The sequence below is a fragment of the Rhizobium sp. BK275 genome (assembly GCF_014193555.1).
Lineage (GTDB): Bacteria > Pseudomonadota > Alphaproteobacteria > Rhizobiales > Rhizobiaceae > Rhizobium.
The window spans coordinates 108,492-126,612 of record NZ_JACHZL010000002.1; the positions used below are offsets into that span (position 1 = coordinate 108,492).

Consider the following 18,121-nt stretch of genomic DNA (forward strand, 5'->3'; position numbering starts at 1 on the left):
GCGGCTGGTTACCCTTCCTCGAAGGCCAGCCGCAGCGTCTCCAGCACGAAGTCACGCTTGCCGCCGGTATAATAATCCCAGTCGTCATTGGCCTCGCCCATGAGCTTTAGCTTGAGAGCGGCATAAGCCTTTGCTCTTTCCGGATGCGAACGCAGATAATCGCGAAACGCGATCCGGTCTCGCAGCACGGCATTGTCAGTCGTGGATAGATAGAGCCGCGCACCGTACGAGCCCTTGCCGCTGGTGAAGGTCCAGGTCTGCTGCTGGTACTTGTCGCCATGGAAGGTGTAGGCGTCGAGCGATTGCACACGTTCGATCGCCTCGGGAAGGACATCCGCATTCTCAAAGGCCGCGTGCAGATCGATCTTCGGCTTGGCCGCCAGTCCAGGGACGGACGTGCTGCCGACGTGATGAAACACGGGGGTGAGATCGGCGAGAATCGGCTTAAGCTCGCCGACGATCTGGCGGAAGAGAGACGGCCATTCCGGATCATAGTCGACGACACAAATGGCCATTCTCATCCCTGTCTCGTTCAGACGATTTCCTTCAGGAAACCATCCAGGATGTCGATCATCTTGCGCTCGGCCTCTTCCAGCGAGTCACTGTTGTCGAGTTCCACGACATCGTAGTCGCCGCGCACCGTCAGCGGGCCGCGGGCGAGGCGGGCCATGATGTCCTCGTGCGTCTCGCGGCCGCGCGCTTCCAGGCGACCGACCAGCACTTCCGGGCGGGCCGTCACATTGATGACCTTCAGCCGCGGGAAGGCAGCCTGGAAACGGTGCAGCGCCGAACGCGAACCGTTCGCAACGACAATGTGGCCCCTGGCGAGCGAGACGGAAACTTCTGCCGGAATGGCGTATTTGAGACCATGCGCCTCCCACCACACGGCAAAGGCACCGGACTGCTCCATCGATGCGAATCCCGCATCCGAAACGGCGAGGTGATCCTCCCCGCCGGCATCGCCTTCGCGAGTGATGACGCGGCGGGCAAAATGCACGTCCTCCCGGCGATCGAAATGCCGGGCGGCAAGGTTCATCAGCGTGTCCTTGCCGGCACCGCTCGGACCGACGACGACGACCATGATGCCACGTTCGGCACCGGCGCCCGGATGGGGCTCGTGTGACATCATCATGCGACACGGCGTCCTTCGCGCCAGACGGAACGCGTCACCGGCACGCCATGCGAACGGTGAACGCGGACGAGATCGGCACGCAGGCCGGTTTCGATGCGGCCGCGATCGTTGAGGCTGACGGTGCGCGCCGGCGTTGCCGTCACCATTGCAATTGCCTTCGACAAGGTAATGCCCTCAACCTCGTCGGCAAGAATGAAGGGCGCATGCAGCAGGCTGAGCGGCACATAATCGGACGAAAGCACGTCGAGAACGCCGAGCTGCGCCAGATCGCGTGCGGCGATATTGCCGGAGTGCGATTTGCCGCGCACGATGTTCGGTGCGCCCATCAGAACGCTCATGCCGTTTTCATGCGACAGCCGGGCTGCGTCAATACTGGTCGGGAATTCGGCTAGGCGCACGCCGTTTTCGATCGCCTCATCGACATGGGCAGATGTGGCATCGTCATGGCTTGCGACGGTGATGCCGCGTTCGGCGCAGACCTTGGAGATCGCGTCGCGATTTGGTGTCGAATTGCGATCGGACTCGGCGATGCGTCTGGCGCAGAAACGGGCAAATTCCTCGTCGGAAAGACCGCGCTTCTTCTGATAGTAAAAGATGTACTGGTCCATTGTTTGGAACTGGCGCTGGCCGGGCGCGTGGTCCATCAGCGAGACGAGCCGGACATAGGGATCGTTCTCGAAATCGGCGAAGTGCTGCAGCACGTTGTCGGCCGAAACCTCGCAACGGAGATGGATGAGATGCTCGGCGCGCAGGCGCCCTTCCTTCTCGGCCGACTGGATGGCGTCGGCCATCTCGCGCATCTCGCCATGCTCGAAACCGCCATCTTCGTCAGCACCCATGCGCAGGCAGTCGAAGACCGTGGTGATACCCGAGGTGACAATCTGCGCGTCATGGGCCTGTATGGCCGCCGTCTTGTTCCAGCGGATGCCCGGACGCGGCGAATAGTGGCCTTCCAGATGGTCCGTGTGCAGCTCGACGAGGCCGGGAATGATGTAGTCGCCCTCGAAATCCTCGCCGGCTACCGACCTGCCTTCCGAAATGTCGGCGATCTTGCCGTCACGGATCAGGATTGAGCCCGAAAGAATATCGTCCTCGAGAACGATGCGGGCATTTGAAAGAACGGTCTCTTTGCTCATGTCAGAAAATCTTTCAGCTTCTGGCGCCAGTGAGAGGCAGCCATGTGTGGACTTTGAAAGGCGCGCCGCGCGCTTCCTCGCTAAAGATGGCAATGCCGGAAATATGAAGCGGCCTACCAGTGAAACCTGCGAAACGCTCCGTCAGGATCGCCTTCATCACTCCCGCCCGCTCTTCCGGCACCTGGCCGGTCAGCGTCATATGGAAGCCGAAGTCATCCATGACATATGGATAGCCCCAGCGCATGAGATTATTGCGCTGGCTCTCAGAGAGCCTTTCCGGTTTGCGCCTGATAATATCGGCCTCGGAGAGTGCTGCCCGGAATGGCTCGAAAGACTTTACCACCTTTGCCGCGAAATCCTGAAGCGGCTCATGCAGCGAGCCCGGCACGAGCGCGAAAAAGCGACCGAGCTGGCCGAGCACAAGTTCCGGAATTTCAAAGGCCGGCGTCTTGGCGGCGAAATCTTCGGCGACCGCCATCAGGTCCTTTTCGGTGACGGAGGAGGCGAGCGCGAAGGGCGCCTTGATCGTCGCATGAAACCCGTACCGGCGTGGATCGGCCGTCAGTTCGAATTGCTCGCTGGCTGACAGCGTCTCGTGGCCGGGCGCAGGATAGGTCTCGCCGGTAAAGGCATTGCGGCCGAGCCAGACGGAGGCGGCATCCGTCAGGGGATCATCCTTGGACGGCGAAAAATAGAGAGCGTAGCGCAAGGCTTTTATCCTGGAGATCGTCCGAACGGGGAGCGCAATGTGCAGTGATTTGGCTGCGAACCGCAAGCATGCTCCGGCTAAAAGATTTCCATGACAGAATGATGATGACGGCAGCCCGTCATCATCTTTACTTCGGTTTAGTGACCGGCCTTGGTGCCCATCAGGCGATGGCGCAGCGCATTCGATGCGGTATCGAACAGGAAGACGACGATCAGGATCAGGATGACCATGTAGGCGACGTTTTCCCAGTTGGAATTGGTGCGCATGGCTTCCCAGAGCTTGAGGCCGATCCCGCCGGCACCGACGGCGCCGATGATCGTCGCGCCGCGTACGTTCGATTCCCACTGATAGAGCGTCTGGCTGACGATAACAGGGACGATCTGCGGCATGATGCCGTAGCGATGCACCAGCACGGTCGAGGCGCCCGTCGACTTCACGCCTTCGCGCGGCTTGTTGTCGATGTTTTCGAGGCCTTCCGAGTAAAGCTTGCCGAGCGTGCCGGTCTCCGTGAGGAAGATGGCGCCGGAACCGGCAAGCGGGCCAGGACCGAAAGCGCGCGTCAGGAAAAGCGCCCAGATCAGCATGTCGACCGACCGCAGGAAGTCGAAGAAACGTTTCAGCGCCTGATTGAGGAACCTGTTCGGCGTGATGTTGCGCGCTGCCATGAAGGCGAGCGGGAAGGCCGCAAGCGAGCCGAGCAGCGTGCCGAGGAAGGCCATCACGATCGTCTGGAACAGCTTGGTCCAGACATCGCCATGCTGCCATTCGCTGTTGTTCCAGATATTGTCGAAAGCGAGCGACAGGTTCGACTGATCGGGATGGATGCGCGGGCCGGAGACTATGAGGCTGATGACCTCGCTTGCCGGCTTGTCGAAGAAGGGCGACTGCGTATCGAAGACGAAATTCGCCCAGCCGATAAATCGCTTGCGTACCTTCACGCGGTCGACGGAAATGCTGACATCTCCTGCAAAACCAAGGTTGGCGAGCACGTTGTCGTCATAGACCGTCATCCAGCCTGGAATCGGACCGACGACCTTCGGCGCGCCGCTGCTGACATCGACCGGCACCGTGATGCCATGGGCAACGATCGTCGTCTGGCTCTTGCTGACCGTCACCGTGCGACCGCTGCCGCTGACGAGGACCGTGATGCTGCCATCTGCATTGGTTTTCAGCCAATCCGGATGCGGATCGTCGCCAAGCGGTGAGAAGCGCGGGTAGCGCGTCTGGATCGTGCCATCGTCTTGGATACGGAATTCCGGCTGCACGTCATAGCTGATCCACTGGCTCATATAGATGCCGAAACGCTCCCAGTGGGCTTCGGCGATGAGCTTCGGCAGATCGAAGAACCAGACGGCATAGATGCCGTAGAGAATCGTGGCGAGCACAATGAGGAGACCGCCGAAACGCTGACGGAAGGACCGGTGGAAATATTCCGGATAGCGCGTTTCGATCTCATGCATGCGGTTTGCGTCGATGACCGTCATGGCAGCCTCAATGTTGCAGGAGGAAGGCGTGTTCGCCGACGAGGCGGCGGCGCAGCCAGGCGGAGAACTGGTCGACCGCGACGATCGTCACGAAGAGCAGCAGGACGAGTGCCATGGTCTTCGCCCCGAAGCCGCGGGAAATGGAAAGCTTGAGCTCTTCACCGATACCGCCGCCGCCGACGGCGCCGATGATGGTCGATGCGCGCACGTTGATCTCAAGGCGCAGCAGCGCATAGGACGCATAGTTCGGCATGACCTGCGGCAGAGCGGCGAAACGGACACGCTCCAGCCAGTTGGCGCCGACGGCGCGCATGCCTTCGTCTGGTTTCATGTCGATGTTTTCGGCGACTTCATAGAAGAGCTTGCCGAGTGCGCCGATCGTATGAAGCGTGATGGCGATGATGGCCGCCACCGGTCCGATCGAGAGGATCGCCGAAAACAGGCCGGCGATGACGATCTCCGGGAAGGCGCGCAGGAATTCCATGATGCGCTTGGTAAAGATGCGCAGCGGCCAGTTCTTCGTCAGATTGCGCGCCGCAAAGAAGCTGAGCGGAACGGCGAAGATGAAGGCGATGATGGTCGAAACGAGCGCGATATTGATCGTGATGATCATCAGCTCGAAATATTCGGGTATGTAGAAGCTGCCCCAGACATAGACGCGGCCATTGGCGAAGTTGAATTCTTCGCCGCCCTTGTCGTTCGGGCTCGCTATATCGAAAAGCGCGCGCCAGACATCGGTCCAGTCTTTCGGGATAAGCCAGCTCAGGAAGTCGAACAAATGTGGCAGGCGCTCGAAGAAGTGACCGGCATTGCTCTCGTCGGCAAAGCGCACGGAGCTGACGAAGGCGACGACGAGGATCACCAGCCCGAGAGCAGTGTAGAAACGCCGCCTGGCGATCATCCTGTCCCAGGCGGTGGCGATTTCCTTCGTGCTCTGCATCGGCACATGCGGCTGTGTATCGGCAATAGTCATGAACGCCTCGCCTACTGCATGATTCCTTGAATCGGGCTCGATTTAAGGATGAAATTATGCAGCGATTTAAAGTGCCACAGCGTCCTTTGCGCGTCTGACGCGCGGCGCTGTAGTCGCAAGAAAAAGGGCGGCCGTTGCCGACCGCCCTGTCCATGCATGGCGCAATCAGCCGCCGATAGCAGCCTTACGAACCTCGACAACGGCGTTGTAGAAGTCGTGCTTGACCGGGGAGTAGCCCTTGTAGTCGCCGCCTTCGATGGCTGCGAAGCATTTGTGGTCCTTCTCCGGCAGGGCCGTGAAGAAGGCGGTGAGCTTCTTCTGCCACTCTTCGCCGAGAGCGTTGCGAACGACGAGCGGGCCGTTCGGGATCAGCGGCGAACGCCATACTTCGACCAGCTTGTTCGGGTCGACGGCGCCCTTGTCGACTTCCTTGCGGAAGGTGCCGGAGGTGTAGCCGTCCTTGAAGTCACCGATACCCGAGCTATCGTCGACAGCAACGTCAACCTTGCCGTCATAGGCGGCGAGAAGGTTGTTCTCATGACCGCCGTTGAACTGCGTGGAAGCGAAGAACTTGTCGTTCGGCATGCCGGTGTCCTTCGGAATCTGCGTCAGCGGAACGAGGTAGCCCGAGGTGGAGTCCGGATCAGCGTAGCCGAGCTTCTTGCCCTTGGCGTCCTTGATCGTCTTGATGCCGGAAGACTTCAGGGCGAGACCGATCGAGTAGTAGCCCGTGGAGCCGTCCTTCTGCTGCGTCGTCAGTATCGGCGTAACAGCCTTCGGGTCCTTGATGTAAACGGATGCGTAGCCGGAAGCGCCGAGTTCGGCGAAGTCGAGCGTGCCGCCGAGGAGGCCCTGGATAACGCCGTCATAGTCGGCAGCCGGGAAGAGCGAAACCTTCTCGAAGCCGAATTCCTGCTTCAGGTGGTCTGCAAGGCAGGCATAGTTGCGCAGGCGGTCGGTTTCGTTTTCGCCGCCGAGGATGCCAACGCGGAATTCCTTGAGGTCAGCGGCATTGGCCGCGCCGGCTGCGAGCGACAGGATCGCCGTAGCCGCAAAAAGTGCTTTCTTCAACATGGGTTCTCTCCTGAATGACCGGGCGCCCGGTCGTCTGTTACGAAGAAATCTGCCCTTGACGCGGGCATTCGATCACGGCCGTCCCTCTCACAGACCGGCCAGCGCCAGCGGTTGGTTGCCGGCGGATTGGTTTTCGGCTCCTTTCGGAACCATGTTGATCGCGGTCGAGGTCATCGTCTCGTCGATGCCCGCGCCGTCCTTGTCCGTGCCGTAGATTTCCTTCACGGCCTCGGCGGTCAGTTCGGACGGTTTTCCGTCGAAAACGACGCGGCCGCCAGCCATGCCGACGATGCGTTCGCAGTAGTTGCGGGCCGTATCGAGCGTGTGCAGGTTGGTGATGACGGTGATGCCTTCGCGCTCGTTGATGTCACGCAGGGCGTCCATGACGATCTTGGCGTTCAGCGGGTCGAGCGAGGCGATCGGCTCGTCGGCGAGAACCATCTTCGGCTTCTGCATCAGCGCGCGTGCTATGGCGACGCGCTGCTGTTGGCCGCCCGAGAGCGTACCGGCCGCCTGCAGCGCCGTCTGCTCGATGCCGAGACGTTCCAATGCAGCAATCGCGTGGATGCGCTCTTCGCGGCTGAAGACGTTGAGCAGGCTAAGGATCGTCGAGCGATGGTTCAGACGGCCGAGCATGACGTTGGTCAGCACGTCGAGACGCGGCACGAGGTTGAACTGCTGGAAAATCATCGCGCAGTCGCGCTGCCAGTTGCGCAACGCCTGGCCGCGAAGGCCGGAAACCTCGACACCACCGAAATGGATCGTGCCGGAGGAAGGCTCCTGCAGGCGGTTGATCATGCGCAGGAGCGTGGACTTGCCGGCGCCGGAACGGCCGATGATGCCGACCATCTGGCCCTGAGGAATGTCCAGCGTCACGGAGTCGACAGCGAGCTTCTTTCCGAACCGGCGTGTGACATTCTTCAGTTCGAACATCATGCTCTTCCCTCGCATTTCAGGCTTGCTTATGGGATCGCATTAGTCCCGCTTCATGAACCTCGCGTGTCAGTTTTGTGTAAGTCCTGTCACAAAACTCTGCGCCGCAATATTCAGCTCAGCCGCCGTAGCGGGAGAGGAAGTCTTCAGCCCCAAGTGCCCGGAAATCAGGCAATGCGTCGCGCAGCCGGTCGTGTTCCCAGTCCCACCAGGCAAGCCTGTCCATGCGCTCGCCGATCTCTTTCGGGAAGCGTTCGCGGATGAGCTTGGCAGGCACGCCGCCGACGATGGTGTAGGGAGCGACATCCTTCGAGACGACGGCCCCCGCGCCGATGACGGCTCCGTTGCCGACGGTCACACCGGGCAGGATCGTGGCGCCATGACCGATCCAGACATCATTGCTGATGACGACCCGGTTGGAGCGGCGCCATTCGAAGAATTCGCTCTCCATGTCGGCATCCGGCCAGTAGTCGACGGCGCGGTAGGTGAAGTGATGCAGCGTCGCGCGCCAGGTCGGATGGTTGGTCGCATTGATGCGCACCGCAGCGGCGATGTTGACGAACTTGCCGATCGTCGCGCACCAGATGGAGCCGTCCTGCATGATGTAGGAATAGTCGCCGAACTCCGCCTCGCTGATGCGGCAGCGCTCGGAAACTTCCGTATAGCGGCCGAAGGTCGAATTGGAGACCGAGGCGGTCTCGTGGAAATAGGGCTCGATGCCCAGCTTGCGGCTCATGCTGCGATTGCCTTTCGCGGGGAGAATTGCTGAACGTCGAGAATGCGGTCGGCGGCGGCCTCGCGCACTTCCTCGTCGTGGAAGATGCCGAGCAGCGCGACGCCCGCCTTCTTCTTTTCCTCGATCATACCGACGACGACGGCCCGGTTCTTCGCATCGAGCGAGGCCGTCGGCTCATCGAGCAGCAGGATCGTGTGCTCGGTGATGAAGCCGCGGGCGATGTTGACGCGCTGCTGCTCGCCGCCGGAGAAAGTAGCGGGCGGCAGCTGCCAGAGCGCTTCCGGCAGATTGAGCTTTTCGAGCAGGCTTGCTGCCTTTTCCCTGGCGCTTGCGGCGGCCTCACCGCGTGCGAGCAGCGGCTCGGCGACGACGTCGATCGCCGCGACACGCGGCACGGTGCGCAGGAACTGGCTGACATAGCCGAGCGTCTGGCGCCGCACGTCGAGAATGGTGCGCGGATCGGCAGAGGCGAGATCGACGACCTTGCCTTTGTGGTCGATGAGGATCTGTCCGGTATCGACGGCATAATTGCCGTAGATCATCTTGAGCAGCGAGCTTTTGCCGATGCCCGAGGGGCCGCCGAGCACGACGCATTCGCCCGAAGCCACCGAGAAGGAGACATCGGAGACGACAGGCAGCTTGATGCCGTCGCGCAGGTGCATGGTGAAGCTCTTGGCGACTTCTGAAGCGACGAGAGGCGTTGCCATGGTTCTTCTTTCTTAAACTTGCAGGATCGAGGAAACGAGGAGCTGGGTGTAAGGCTCGCGCGGATCGTCCAGCACCCGGTCGGTCAGACCCTGCTCGATGACGAAGCCATCCTTCATCACCATCATGCGGTGGGAGAGGAGGCGGGCGACGGCGAGGTCGTGCGTGACGATGATGGCCGACAGCCCGAGATCGTTGACGAGGCTGCGCACCAGATCGAGAAGACGCGCCTGGACCGAAACGTCGAGACCACCGGTCGGCTCGTCCATGAACACGAGACGCGGGCCGGTGACAAGGTTGCGGGCGATCTGCAGGCGCTGGCGCATGCCGCCGGAGAACGCGCGCGGCTGGTCGTCGATGCGGCCGGTATCGATCTCGACTCGCTTCAGCCAGTCGATGGCGGTGGAGCGGATCTTGCCGTAGTGCCGGTCGCCGATCGCCATAAGCCGCTCGCCGACATTGGCGCCGGCAGACACCGTCATGCGCAGTCCGTCGGCCGGGTTCTGGTGCACGAAGCCCCAGTCTGTGCGCATCAGGAAGCGGCGCTCGGCCTCGTTCATATGGTAGAGGTCGCGGTAGTTGCCGTCGCGCATATGGTACTCGACGCTGCCGGTGGTCGGCATCAGCCGGGTGGAGATGCAGTTCAGCAGCGTCGTCTTGCCCGAGCCGGATTCGCCGACAATGGCGAGCACTTCGCCCGGCCACAGCTCGAAGGAGACATTCCGGCAGCCGATGCGGTTGCCGTAGAACTTCGAGAGGTCGTTGACTTTGAGGAGCGGTGTTTCGGTCATTCTGCAGCCTCCTGGGCCAGCATTTCGCCGGCATGTCCGTGTGCGCGGCGGTCTTCGCAATGGTCGGTATCGGAGCAGACGAACATGCGCCCGCCCTTGTCGTCGAGGATCACCTCGTCGAGATAGACGTCCTCGGCGCCGCAGAGCGCGCAGGGCTTGCCGAAGCGCTGGATTTCGAAGGGATGGTCCTCGAAGTCCAGGCTGACGACATCGGTATAGGGCGGCACGGCATAGATGCGCTTTTCGCGGCCGGCGCCGAAAAGCTGCAGCGCGTCCGACCTGTGCATCTTCGGATTATCGAATTTCGGCGTCGGAGAGGGATCCATGACGTAGCGGCCGTGAACCTTGACCGGATAGGCATAGGTTGTGGCGATACGGCCGTTGCGGGCGATATCTTCGTAGAGCTTCACATGCATGAGGCCGTATTCCTCGAGCGCATGCATCTTGCGTGTCTCGGTCTCGCGCGGTTCGAGGAAGCGCAGCGGTTCCGGGATCGGCACCTGATAGACGAGCACCTGGCCTTCTGCGAGTTTCTCCTCGGGGATGCGGTGACGCGTCTGGATGATCGTCGCATCCTTGGTGTGCGTCGTGACCGCGACATTGGCGACCTTCTGGAAGAAGGCGCGGATGGAGACGGCGTTCGTCGTGTCGTCGGCGCCCTGGTCGATGACCTTGAGGACGTCGTCGGGTCCGATGATCGAGGCAGTCACCTGCACGCCGCCGGTGCCCCAGCCATAAGGCATCGGCATTTCGCGCGAGGCAAAGGGCACCTGATAGCCGGGAATGGCGATCGCCTTCAGGATGGCGCGGCGGATCATGCGCTTGGTCTGTTCGTCGAGATAGGCGAAATTGTAGGTGGCGAGATCACTCATTCGGCGGCCTCCTTTTGGGTCTCGCCGCTGTTGCGGGCGGCTTCGAATTCGCGGCGCATGCGGCGGACGAGGTCCAGTTCGGCCTGGAAGTCCACGTAATGCGGAAGCTTCAGGTGCTCGACGAAACCGGTCGCCTGCACATTGTCGGAATGGGAAATGACGAATTCCTCGTCCTGCGCCGGCGCGGTAATGTCCTCGCCGAGCTCTTCGGCGCGCAGCGCGCGATCCACCAGCGACATGGCCATCGCCTTGCGCTCGCTCTGGCCGAAGACGAGGCCATAACCGCGGGTGAACTGCGGCGGAGCCTTGGCCGAACCCTTGAACTGGTTGACCATCTGGCATTCGGTAAGCTGGATCGTGCCGAGCGAAACGGCAAAGCCGAGTTCCGGCACGTCGAATTCCACCTCGACCTCGCCGATGCGGATCTCACCGGTGAAGGGATGGTTGCGGCCATAGCCGCGCTGGGTGGAATAGCCGAGCGCCAGCAGGAAACCCTCGTCGCCGCGGGCAAGCGCCTGCAGGCGAAGATCGCGGGTCATCGGGAATTCCATCGGTTCGCGCGTCAGGTCGCCCGTCTCGTGGTCCTCGGGGAGTTCGCCGTCGTTCTCGATCAGCCCTTCCTGGCCGAGGATTTCGGAAACGCGTATGACGCGGCCGCTCTCCGCCTCGCGCTGCGCCGGCTCTTCCACGGCCTCGTCCGAAAGCAGCGAGGGATCGAGCAGGCGGTGCGTGTAGTCGAAGGTCGGGCCGAGCAGCTGGCCGCCCGGAAGATCCTTGTAGGTCGCGGAGATGCGGCGCTCGATCTGCATATTGGCCGTATCGAGCGGCTTCGAATAACCGAAGCGCGGCAGCGTCGTGCGATAGGCGCGCAGCAGGAAGATCGCCTCGATCATGTCGCCGCGCGACTGGCGCACGGCAAGTGCGGCGAGCGTCCGGTCATAGAGGGAAGCTTCGGCCATGACGCGGTCGACGGCGAGCGCCAGCTGTTCGACGATCTGCTCGATGCCGATGGCAGGCACGGAGCGATCACCGCGCCGGCGGTCGGCGAGCAGGCGGTGGGCATTGGCGATGGCGGCCTCGCCACCCTTGACGGCAACATACATGAGCTCAGATCTCCGTTGCTGTGATCTTGGTGGTGCGCGGCAGGCAGAGGAAACGCTTGCCCGCCGTCAGCACGATGTCGATGCCGCGCGGGAAGAGGGCGCGGTTTTCCGCCCACAGGCGCAGGAAGGTCTCCGGCAGGCCGACAGGCGAAATCTCGGTCACGCTCTGGATGCCGGGACCCATCAGGGCGAGCCGGCGGCCGCCTTCGAGATCCTCAAGTTCGATCACGACAGTCGTGGAACGGTCGGGATATTCCTGCGTGCCTGATGCAAACAGGCCGAAGGTGGAAAACGTCATACCGGCTTCGACGAAAGCGAAGCGCGCCTCGGCCTTTTCGGCGGTCACGGGTGCGCCGGCGTGGAAGCCGAGCCATTCCGGCACCGCCGACTTGGCAAGCCCCGCAGAAAGCCAGACCGGCGTGTCATGGTCGCAGAGCGTCAGGCCGATTGCACCGGCGGCAATGCCAAGCGGCGCAGGAGGTACAACGTCAGGCGTGACGGTCTGGATCGTGCCGGGCCGGGCCATGCCGTCCATCAGCATCTTGAACACGCTCTGCGCATTGAAAACCGGCTCAGCGAAGCCGCCGGTCAGAACGTCGGTCTTGAGGCCCATCAGTCTTCTCCCCGAACCATGGTGAAGAAGTCGACGCGGGTTGCGGACGTTTCTTCAGCCTTGCGATTGGTGTCATCGGCGACCCGCCGGGCGATCGGCGAAAGCAGCCTTTCCTCGACGAAGCCCCTGGTTGCCTCCTCCTGCCAGAGCGCATCGAAGATCGCGGAAAGCCGTGCCTTCTCACTGTTGGTGCCGAGCGCCTGAGCGTGACCGACTGAGCCGGAGGCAAGGCGCACCGTTGCGCGCGTCACCGTCACTTCGCCGAGATTGAAGGGGGCGCCGCCGCCGCCGATGCGGCCGCGGACCATGACGAGGCCCGTCTCCGGGCCGCGCACCGGCTGCACGACCGGCTTCTCGGCAAGCGCATCCCACGCCGCCTGCAATTCCTGTGTCTCGGCGCGGGCGAGCAGATCGACGGTGCGTTTACGCCCGTCATCCGTTCGCGCCGCAGCTTCCGTCTTCTCCGCTGCCGTCATCATCTTTTCCTCGAAATGTCTATTGATATAGACAACCATACAAGCTATGCCTATCCCTAAATCGGCGAGGTGACAAGCGTGTGACACGGCGCGTCCGAAATTGGCTGGCAGGGGTGTAATGGCAGGAATAAAGCAGGTGCAGCGTCAGACGGGGGTGGCGCTCTGGCGCCAGATCGCCGACAGGATCCGCGAGGCGATCAGCAGTGGCGCTTACGACGAAACGGGCATGGTGCCCCCGGAAACCGTTCTGGCGCTGCAGTTCGGGGTCAACAGGCACACCGTCCGCAGCGCGCTCGCCGCCCTGGCGCAGGAAGGCATCGTACGCGCGGTGCAGGGTCGTGGCACGCTGATCGAGCGCAAGGAACGCCTGAATTTTCCGATCAGCCGCCGCACCCGCTTCACCGATGGTATCAGGGATCAGGCGCGCGAGACGCGCGCGCTCCTGCTTGGCCATGCCGAGGAGGAGGCGGATTCAGAGGTGGCCCGCTGGCTGCACCTGGAGCAAGGCACGCCGGTGATCCGGCTGGAAACGGTGCGCGAAGCAGATAAACGTCCGGTTTCCCGCGCCACGAGCTGGTTCCCGGCCGCGCGCTTTGCCGGTATCGGCGAAGCCTACCGGACGGCGGGATCCATCACCAAGGCCTTTGTCGCCCTCGGCTTGTCGGATTATGTGCGCGCCACGACGGAGATCACTGCCGCTCACGCCGATTCCGGCGATATCGCCGATCTGGGACTGACGCCGGGTGCTGTCCTCCTGATCACCAAGGCACTGAACACCGATCTGGAGGGCGTGCCGGTGCAATATTCGATCAGCCGTTTTGCCGCCGATCGCGTCCAGTTCACCATCGAAAACTGAAAATGAAAAGGCCGGGCGCGAACCCGGCCTTGAACTCTATCGATGCCTGATCGCGATCAGTGCGCGCCGGACATGTCGCCGAGCACTTCCTTGGAAGCGACGGTGGAATCGGCCTTCAGCTTGTAGACCATCGGCACGCCGGTCGCGAGATTGAGCGACAGAACCTGCTCGCGGGTGAGTTTGTCGAGAACCATGACGAGCGAACGAAGCGAATTGCCGTGCGCGGCGACCAGCACCTTTTCGCCACGCAGGACGCGCGGAAGGATTTCCGTCAGATAGTAAGGCCAGACGCGGGCGCCGGTGTCGCGCAGGCTTTCGCCGCCCGGAGGCGGAACGTCATAGGAGCGGCGCCAGACATGCACCTGCTCTTCGCCCCACTTGGCACGCGCGTCATCCTTGTTGAGGCCGGAGAGATCGCCGTAGTCGCGCTCGTTCAGCGCCTGGTCGCGGATCGTCTCGAGATCGGGCTGGCCGACCTTGTCGAGGACGAGCTTCAGCGTGTGCTGGGCGCGCACCAGCGCAGAGGTGAAGGCGATATCGAACTTGATGCCGTAGTCGGCAAGCGCCTGGCCGCCGGCCGTGGCTTCCTGGATGCCGAGCTCGGTCAGATCGGGGTCCTTCCAGCCGGTGAAGAGATTCTTGAGATTCCAGTCGCTCTGGCCGTGACGAACGAGGACGAGGGTACCGCTCATGAAAAATGCCTCCGAGAAATGGTCAATGGGAAGAAAGCCCGAGAACGTCGAGCATGGAATAGAGCCCCGGCTTCTTGTCGCGCGCCCAAAGGGCTGCCTTGATGGCGCCACGCGCAAAGATCGAACGGTCGGTCGCACTGTGAGACAGAGTGACGGTCTCGCCTTCGCCGGCAAAGAGGACGGAATGCTCGCCGATGACGGAACCGCCGCGCAATGTCGCAAAGCCGATCGTGCCGGCTTCCCGCGCGCCGGTATGGCCGTCACGCACACGTACCGATTTTGAGCCAAGATCGATGTTGCGGCCCTTCGCCGCCGCCTCGCCGAGCAGCAATGCCGTACCCGAGGGCGCATCGACTTTGCGCTTGTGATGCATTTCGAGAACCTCGATATCCCAGTCGGCCGGGTCGAGCGCCTGTGCGGCCTGCTGCACGAGGACGCTGAGCAAATTGACGCCGAGGCTCATATTGCCAGATTTGACGATGCGGGCATGGCGCGCGGCCGCCGCAATCTTCTGATCGTCCTCCTGCGAGCAGCCGGTCGTACCGACGACATGAACGATGCGGGCCTGCGCAGCGAGACCGGCAAATTCGATGGAGCCGGCGGGCGAGGTAAAGTCCAGCACGCCCTCGGCATGCAGGAATGCTGACAGCGGATCGTCGCCGACAATGACGCCGGTTGCTCCGAGCCCGGCGATTTCACCGGCATCCGTGCCGATGAAGGGCGAGCCGGGACGCTCGATCGCTGCGTGCAGCGTCACACCGTCGATGGAATGGATGAGACGGATGAGCGTCTGACCCATGCGCCCCGCTGCTCCAACCACCACCAGTTTCATCGCAGCGTAGCTCATGTCAGTCCATATCCCGATCAGTATGAATCAGAAGCCGAAGGCCTCTGCAGATTGTTGAGGCGAGCGTAAAGTCCGTCGCTGACCTTCGCAAGCGTCTCGTGATTGCCTTCTTCCACGACGCGGCCCTGCTGCATCACGATGATCTTGTCGGCGCGCACCACAGTCGAAAGCCGGTGGGCGATGACGACGACCGTTCTACCGGTCATGGCTTCGTCGAGTGCCTTCTGCACGGCCGCTTCCGATTCCGTATCGAGTGCCGAGGTCGCTTCGTCGAGGAGTAGGATCGGCGCGTTGCGCACCAGCGCACGGGCGATCGACAGCCGCTGGCGCTGGCCGCCGGACAGCGTCACGCCATTTTCGCCGACGGGCGTGTCGTAGCCCTGCGGCTGCGCGAGAATGAAGTCATGCGCATAGGCAAGCCGCGCCGCCTTCTCGATATCCTCGTCCGTGGCTTCAGGACGGCCGTAGCGGATATTATCGCGGATCGTGCCTTCGAAGAGATAGGGCTGCTGCGAGACATAGGCGAGCTGCCGGCGCAGCGACTGCTTGGTGATATGGGCGATATCCTGCCCGTCTATCAGGATCTGGCCTTCCTTCGGATCGTAGAAGCGAGGAATGAGGCTGATGACGGTGGATTTGCCGGCGCCCGAAGGACCGACGAGCGCCGTCGTCTTGCCGCCCTCGGCCGTCAGCGTCACGCCGTCAAGCACGCGTTCATTGCCATAGGCGAAGGAGACGTTGCGGAATTCGATCTTCGCTTCGGTGACAACAAGCGGCTTGGCATCCGGCAAGTCACGCTGGCGCGGTTCCATGTCGAGCAGCTCGTAGATCATCCGGGCGTTGACGACGGCGCGCTCCATCTGCACCTGCAGGCGGGCAAGGCGCCGGGCCGGATCGTAAGCGAGCAGCAATGCGGTGACGAAGGAGAAGAAGGCGCCTGGCGGCACGCCCTGATAGATCGAGCGATAGGCGGCATAGGCAAGCACGCTCGCGACGGCAAAGCCGGCAAAGCTCTCCGTCAGCGGCGAGGTACGCTCGGAAAGCCGCGCGATGCGGTTTGCCCGGCCCTCGGCGGCGCCGATCAGCTTGTTGACCTTGTTCTCCAGCGCCTCTTCCATCGTGAAGGCCTTCACGATGGAAATGCCCTGGATCGTCTCCTGCATGGCGCCGAGAACGTGGCTGTTGAGGTCGACGGCCTCGCGGGTGGCCGAGCGCAGGCGTTTGGAAACGTAGCGCAGTGCATAAAGCAGCGGCGGCGCCAGAATGAAGACGGCAAGGCTCAGCAGCGGATCCTGCAGCACCATGACGCCGATCAGCGAGACGAAGGTCAGGAGATCGCGCACCGTCGAGGTGATGGTGAGGTTCAGGACGTCGCGGATGCCGCTGACATTCTGGCTGACCTGTGCGGCGATTTGGGCCGAGCGCGCCTCGTTGAAGTAGCCGACGGAAAGCGTCATCAGGTGCGAATAGAGCCGGCGCTGGTAGCGCGCGACGATATCGTTGCCGATCCGCGACAGCGCCACACCCTGTCCGTAGCTCGCAAAACCGCGCAGCATGAAGGCGATGAAAATGGAAAGACAGATGATCCAGACGACGTCCGCGCGCCGGTTGGCGAAGGCCTCGTCGATGATCGCCCGCATGATCCAGGCGGTAAATGCCGTCGATAGTGCCACGATGACAAGGCAGGAGATCGCGAAGACATAGCCCCAGAGATGGTCCCGGCCGTTTTCCGCGATGATGCGCTTCAGGATTCCGGTCACGGTATCGCTGTTGACGTGTGGCTTTCTGCTGTCGGCGGCTTCCAAAAATAGGCTTCCTGTCTCGGGGCTGCATGCCACAGGCGCGGCACGCATATGCGCGGGCTCTATAAAGAGTTGAGGGGGCTTTGGCTAGAGCGCCGTGCGTTCCATCGGGGCGGACAAAGGACGCTCTAGAGCCTTGAAACCATGCTTCAGGCTCAGGCCCGCCAGCGCCGTCCGTCCGTCGAAAGGCCGAAGTTTGCAGGCATGCGTGCATAGGAAGAAAGCCCGGCAAGAGCAGCCAGCGGATGCGTCACGACATAGGTCGGGATCGTGCGCAGCAGGGCCGAATGCGGCGCTTTGTCCTCGAAGGCTGCCCGGAATTCCGGCTTTTTCAGCGCCGGAAGGATCTTCTGCGAGATGCCGCCGGAGAGATAGACGCCGCCGCGGGCCATGAACACCAGCGCCATGTCGCCCGCCACGCGGCCGAGATAGGTCGCAAACAGCGAGACGGTTTCGACCGCGATCTTGTCGCTGCCGGCAAGCGCATGCGAGGTGATGTCCGCCGGGTCGCTCATGGTCGGCTCGACGCCATCTGCCGCACAGATGGCGCGGTAGAGGTTGACGATGCCGCGCCCGCAGAGGATCTGCTCGGCCGAAATGCGGCCCTCGATCGTTTCGACATGCGGGAAGATTTCATAGTCGCGTTTGCTGCGCGGCCCGAGATCGACATGCCCGCCTTCGCCGGGAACCGGAATCCAGGTCGACTGGGTATGGACCAGACCACCGACGCCAAGGCCGGTGCCGGGCCCGAGAACGACCCGGGAGGCCACCATGTCACCCGAGACATTGCCGATGCGCTCGCGGTTTTCGTCGGAGAGTGCCGCGATCGCCAGCGCCTGCGCTTCAAAGTCGTTGACGACGAGTACGTCGACGAGGCCGAGGCCCTCGATCATCCTCTTCGGCCGCACCACCCAGGGGCAGTTGGTCAACGGGATTTCATCCGCCTTGATCGGGCCGGCGACGGCCAGGATCGCGGCGCGCGGCTGCACGGAGGTCTTGTCGAGCACACCCTTCTGGATCGCCTCGTCGATCGTCTCGTAATCGGCGGTGCGGACATTGGGAAACTGCTTCGGCTCCGCATAGGCATCCGTCAGGATGGAGAAGCGGGCATTCGTGCCACCGATGTCGCCGATCAGAATCGGAAAGGGCAAGGGAGTAGAGGATGCAGTCATGGCCGGTTCCGTGCT

20 protein-coding genes are annotated in these 18,121 nt (G+C 62.4%); 1 reads left to right on the top strand and 19 read right to left on the bottom strand.

The features are described 5' to 3' along the window. Window positions 1–8: 8 nt before the first annotated feature. The 15 genes from FHT82_RS06380 to phnG all read right to left on the bottom strand — a co-directional run bounded on the left by FHT82_RS06380 (window position 9) and on the right by phnG (window position 12,737). Entirely contained in the window at window positions 9–521 is a 513-nt protein-coding gene (locus FHT82_RS06380) for a GrpB family protein (protein ID WP_183727525.1), read from the bottom strand. 11 nt (window positions 522–532) lie between these two features. After that, entirely contained in the window at window positions 533–1,129 is a 597-nt protein-coding gene (gene phnN / locus FHT82_RS06385) for a phosphonate metabolism protein/1,5-bisphosphokinase (PRPP-forming) PhnN (RefSeq protein ID WP_183729143.1), read from the bottom strand. After that, on the bottom strand, window positions 1,129–2,268 hold the full coding sequence (locus FHT82_RS06390) for an alpha-D-ribose 1-methylphosphonate 5-triphosphate diphosphatase (protein ID WP_183727527.1): 1,140 nt from the start codon (window positions 2,266–2,268) through the stop codon (window positions 1,129–1,131). The genes phnN and FHT82_RS06390 overlap by 1 nt, the downstream gene beginning before the upstream one ends. Before the next feature lie 13 nt (window positions 2,269–2,281). Next, entirely contained in the window at window positions 2,282–2,977 is a 696-nt protein-coding gene (locus FHT82_RS06395) for a DUF1045 domain-containing protein (RefSeq protein WP_183727529.1), read from the bottom strand. A 137-nt stretch (window positions 2,978–3,114) separates the two neighbouring features. Beyond that, window positions 3,115–4,461 (bottom strand): phosphonate ABC transporter, permease protein PhnE, encoded by a 1,347-nt coding sequence (gene phnE, locus FHT82_RS06400; protein WP_183727531.1) that lies wholly within the window; start codon window positions 4,459–4,461, stop codon window positions 3,115–3,117. Between the two features lie 7 nt (window positions 4,462–4,468). Beyond that, window positions 4,469–5,434 carry a phosphonate ABC transporter, permease protein PhnE gene (gene phnE, locus FHT82_RS06405; protein ID WP_183727533.1) on the bottom strand — a complete coding sequence of 322 codons (966 nt, stop codon included), beginning with the start codon at window positions 5,432–5,434 and terminating at the stop codon, window positions 4,469–4,471. Window positions 5,435–5,599: 165 nt separating this feature from the next. Beyond that, entirely contained in the window at window positions 5,600–6,508 is a 909-nt protein-coding gene (gene phnD, locus FHT82_RS06410) for a phosphonate ABC transporter substrate-binding protein (protein WP_183727535.1), read from the bottom strand. Between the two features lie 87 nt (window positions 6,509–6,595). Continuing rightward, window positions 6,596–7,441, bottom strand: coding sequence for a phosphonate ABC transporter ATP-binding protein (phnC, locus tag FHT82_RS06415; RefSeq protein ID WP_183729146.1), 846 nt, complete (start codon window positions 7,439–7,441; stop codon window positions 6,596–6,598). A gap of 118 nt (window positions 7,442–7,559) precedes the next feature. Continuing rightward, window positions 7,560–8,177 (bottom strand): acetyltransferase, encoded by a 618-nt coding sequence (locus FHT82_RS06420; RefSeq protein WP_183727537.1) that lies wholly within the window; start codon window positions 8,175–8,177, stop codon window positions 7,560–7,562. Beyond that, window positions 8,174–8,884 carry a phosphonate C-P lyase system protein PhnL gene (phnL, locus tag FHT82_RS06425; protein ID WP_183727539.1) on the bottom strand — a complete coding sequence of 237 codons (711 nt, stop codon included), beginning with the start codon at window positions 8,882–8,884 and terminating at the stop codon, window positions 8,174–8,176. Before phnL ends, FHT82_RS06420 begins: the two co-directional genes overlap by 4 nt. Before the next feature lie 12 nt (window positions 8,885–8,896). Continuing rightward, complete coding sequence (gene phnK, locus FHT82_RS06430; RefSeq protein ID WP_183727541.1) at window positions 8,897–9,673, bottom strand: phosphonate C-P lyase system protein PhnK; 777 nt, start codon at window positions 9,671–9,673, stop codon at window positions 8,897–8,899. Next, entirely contained in the window at window positions 9,670–10,545 is an 876-nt protein-coding gene (locus FHT82_RS06435) for an alpha-D-ribose 1-methylphosphonate 5-phosphate C-P-lyase PhnJ (protein WP_183727543.1), read from the bottom strand. Before FHT82_RS06435 ends, phnK begins: the two co-directional genes overlap by 4 nt. Next, window positions 10,542–11,648, bottom strand: a complete 1,107-nt coding sequence (locus FHT82_RS06440) for a carbon-phosphorus lyase complex subunit PhnI (RefSeq protein WP_183727545.1) — start codon at window positions 11,646–11,648, stop codon at window positions 10,542–10,544. Before FHT82_RS06440 ends, FHT82_RS06435 begins: the two co-directional genes overlap by 4 nt. A 4-nt stretch (window positions 11,649–11,652) precedes the next feature. After that, window positions 11,653–12,261 carry a phosphonate C-P lyase system protein PhnH gene (phnH, locus tag FHT82_RS06445; RefSeq protein ID WP_183727552.1) on the bottom strand — a complete coding sequence of 203 codons (609 nt, stop codon included), beginning with the start codon at window positions 12,259–12,261 and terminating at the stop codon, window positions 11,653–11,655. Continuing rightward, window positions 12,261–12,737 (bottom strand): phosphonate C-P lyase system protein PhnG, encoded by a 477-nt coding sequence (gene phnG / locus FHT82_RS06450; RefSeq protein WP_183729149.1) that lies wholly within the window; start codon window positions 12,735–12,737, stop codon window positions 12,261–12,263. Before phnG ends, phnH begins: the two co-directional genes overlap by 1 nt. 118 nt (window positions 12,738–12,855) lie before the next feature. Between phnG and phnF the strand changes: the two genes are divergently transcribed. Next, complete coding sequence (gene phnF, locus FHT82_RS06455) at window positions 12,856–13,593, top strand: phosphonate metabolism transcriptional regulator PhnF (RefSeq protein ID WP_183727554.1); 738 nt, start codon at window positions 12,856–12,858, stop codon at window positions 13,591–13,593. 56 nt (window positions 13,594–13,649) lie between these two features. Here phnF and FHT82_RS06460 read toward each other — a convergent pair whose 3' ends face one another. The 4 genes from FHT82_RS06460 to FHT82_RS06475 all read right to left on the bottom strand — a co-directional run bounded on the left by FHT82_RS06460 (window position 13,650) and on the right by FHT82_RS06475 (window position 18,106). Further along, window positions 13,650–14,285, bottom strand: a complete 636-nt coding sequence (locus FHT82_RS06460) for a 2,3-bisphosphoglycerate-dependent phosphoglycerate mutase (RefSeq protein ID WP_183727556.1) — start codon at window positions 14,283–14,285, stop codon at window positions 13,650–13,652. A 22-nt stretch (window positions 14,286–14,307) separates the two neighbouring features. Beyond that, window positions 14,308–15,132: a 4-hydroxy-tetrahydrodipicolinate reductase gene (dapB, locus tag FHT82_RS06465; protein WP_183727558.1), complete on the bottom strand. Its 825-nt coding sequence runs from the start codon at window positions 15,130–15,132 to the stop codon at window positions 14,308–14,310. A gap of 17 nt (window positions 15,133–15,149) precedes the next feature. Further along, a complete protein-coding gene (locus tag FHT82_RS06470) occupies window positions 15,150–16,937 on the bottom strand; it encodes an ABC transporter ATP-binding protein (RefSeq protein WP_183727560.1) in 1,788 nt (595 codons plus the stop codon). Between the two features lie 152 nt (window positions 16,938–17,089). Next, window positions 17,090–18,106, bottom strand: coding sequence for a glucokinase (locus tag FHT82_RS06475; protein ID WP_183727562.1), 1,017 nt, complete (start codon window positions 18,104–18,106; stop codon window positions 17,090–17,092). Window positions 18,107–18,121 lie beyond the last annotated feature (15 nt).